We start from the raw sequence: 2,690 nt of genomic DNA, 5'->3' as shown, positions 1-2,690 counted from the left end.
GGCGATCGCACAACTCAAAGTTTAATCACGGGCGAAGTAGGTGTTGTCCAGGCTTCTTGGACGGCCAAGGATGTTGGTGCGATCGCTGGGTTGCCTATCGCCGCACAGGTCTTTCAGCTATTGAGGTAACTTGTTTGATAAAAAAAAAGCAATTTCTGGACCGACTTGCTCTAGCATCTGTTGGCGCACTGCCTTTTCCAGACCCTCAAAGGTCTTCAGTTCTCCGGCAGGTGTTATTTCTATAGAGAATTGCTGCTGCCTCTTGTAAGCAAGCTTGGAGACGTTGGGTTTCTTCTAGGGTCATGGCAGTTGTGCCTGCGGTTGAACTTCTATTTGTCTATCTTTCCGCCTTGACCTTATATTTACAAAAGTGAGATGATCCCAGTAAAATGTCTAGCTGGGCTGATGACGAGCGCAGTCAATACTCTAAGGAAGTATAGCCGAATTAGAGGGGGTGAAAATCCTTTGAGTTTCTTTTAGAAACTGCAAATAGAACAAGGCGAACGCCGGGAAATTTCTGTTTACCAAAGTTGACAATTTAAGGAGAATAATACCATGAACGATATGCAAAACGTACTCAGCTTTGACGGAGTAGATGATAGTATCAATTTGGGCAAAAAAAACGAATACAAAATTGAGAAAAACATCAGCCTATAAGCTTGGATTTATGTAACGGCTCAAAAGCGATGGGCTGGGATTATATGTAATATTTTCGATACTGGATCAACAGAAAGTGGATATGGTTTACTCCTCGATGGCACTAGCGGCATCTATTTTGGATTAAAAGTGCCATCGGCAGGAATTCAGTATGCCAGTAGTGGAACAAATACTATCAACCTGAATCAGTGGCATCATATCGCTGGCACTTATGACGGTCAGGAGATGGAGATGAAAGTGTATGTTGATGGTGTGGAAAAAGTCAAACAAGCAATTGCTGGAACAAATATTAACTACACCCCTGAAAACGATTTATTAATGGGAATGTACAAAGATGATGATGAAGCTTACGCATTTCCAGGGAAAATAGCCGAAGTTCGGCTTTGGAATGTAACTCGTTCCCCAGAAGAAATTCATCAGAATATGAACCGCCGTCTAACGGGTAGCGAGTCAGGTTTAGTAAGCTACTGGCCATTAAATGAAGGCTCAGGAAATATAGTTGCAGATAAGACAAGTAAAGGTAATAAAGGCACAATTGACGGCGCAACTTGGCAACAAGCAGAACTTCCCGTTAAAACGCAAACTTCCGATGAAGGCGATCCCAAAGAGGTGGTTGAAGAGTTTGTGGAAGAGGAGAAGACGGTCACAGCAACGGGAACAGTAGCGATCGCAGATATCTCCTACAAAGGTAAAGTTAAGCGGACTCAATCTGACGAATATGTTGAGATTGTCAATAAAGGCACAGAATCTGTTGATATATCCGGTTGGAAGATCTCCTCTGGCTTGAGTAAGAGACAAGCTTTTACCTTCCCCGCCAAAACTACGTTAGAAGCAGGTAAGAGTTGCCGAGTTTATACCAATGAGGTTCACGCAGAAACTGGAGGCTTCACTTTTGGTAGTAGCTCAGGCATTTGGAATGATAAAGGCGATGAAGCCAAACTATTTGATGCCCAAGGCAATCAAGTTTCAACTTTAGCTTATGGCGCGAGCGGTATTCCAGGTATTAAAGCCGAGTTAGGCGTACCCCAATTAACGATAAAAGTCAGTCCATCAGCAATTAATAAACAGATGGCGATGGGCAGTAAGGTGACATTTATCGATGCGTTGCAACTAGCAATTCGCAGTTTCTTAGAAGATGACAACGAGATCGAAAGTCCATTGAGTCAGATGCTTAACGATCCAGGTGCGTTTGATTTGCCAGAGGGAGCAGATAAAGCGGCGGCGACAAAAGTGCTGCGTTCTTATCTGAATCAACCTACGTCTACCCTGACGTTGCAAACTGCCAAGAGTGAGTATCCCCCAGAAAATGGGGAAAAGATTGATTCAAACTGGATCTTCTTATTACAACTGGAGGAAATTAGTGGTTTGTATTGGGTAATTATTGACCGTTCAGGTGCTAAAGCGCCCTACAACTACGGGGTTAGCTAATACTCAGTTACTCTAGACGATCGCATATGTAGCGATCGCCTAGAACTAGAAATGTTAACTCTTTAAAACGGTAGTCCTGCATAGTAATGATAACCAAGCTTTTCACTCTATAGATAAACTGGCATTATATTCGGCATTATATTCATGAATAAAATAACAGATAGCTCCTATATGATTGGAGAGTTTTTTAGAGAACGAAAGAGTTTTTCTTACCAGGCGCCATATTCTTTGCCTCATCGTATTATTAAATCTTTCTATAGCATTTCCCACTCTCATTAGGTACAATAACAGCAATGAGCAAACCAGTTACGAATATTTTCTTGAGTTACCTTAAACATGGCGTTGGCGATGCCATCGACTAAATCTTTATAAGTTCTAGCTGCTGTCTTTATCAAGATAGATTTAACAGTTGACCAAAAATTTTCAATGGGGGAGAACTCAGGAGAGTAAGGAGATAAATAAATCAGTTTGGCTCCAGCTTTTTCGATAAATTCTCTTACCATCTCCCCTTGATGTATTTTGGCGTTGTCCATCACAACACAAGCATTTTTCCAAAGTTTAGGAATTAATTTCTGAACAACGAAAGCTTCAAAAGTAACTCCATC

The 2,690-nt window shown here is 41.6% G+C and carries 2 protein-coding genes and 1 pseudogene; 1 reads left to right on the top strand and 2 read right to left on the bottom strand.

The features are described 5' to 3' along the window. Nucleotides 1–663: 663 nt before the first annotated feature. Nucleotides 664–2,085: a lamin tail domain-containing protein gene (locus H6F77_RS00030; RefSeq protein ID WP_309228773.1), complete on the top strand. Its 1,422-nt coding sequence runs from the start codon at nucleotides 664–666 to the stop codon at nucleotides 2,083–2,085. 102 nt (nucleotides 2,086–2,187) lie between these two features. On the opposite strand, the pseudogene H6F77_RS00025 reads toward H6F77_RS00030, so the two are convergent. Together H6F77_RS00025 and H6F77_RS00020 are read right to left on the bottom strand one after the other, a co-directional pair. Then, nucleotides 2,188–2,349, bottom strand: a pseudogene (locus H6F77_RS00025) (IS1 family transposase); the annotation flags it as partial. 11 nt (nucleotides 2,350–2,360) lie between these two features. Beyond that, nucleotides 2,361–2,690: transposase (locus tag H6F77_RS00020; RefSeq protein ID WP_190484023.1), on the bottom strand; the 330-nt coding region annotated here is incomplete at its 5' end.

The sequence above is a fragment of the Microcoleus sp. FACHB-831 genome (genome assembly GCF_014695585.1).
Taxonomy (GTDB): Bacteria; Cyanobacteriota; Cyanobacteriia; order Cyanobacteriales; family FACHB-T130; genus FACHB-831.
Note: the sequence above shows the minus strand (reverse complement) of the source record. Positions and strands in the feature narration are given on the sequence as shown.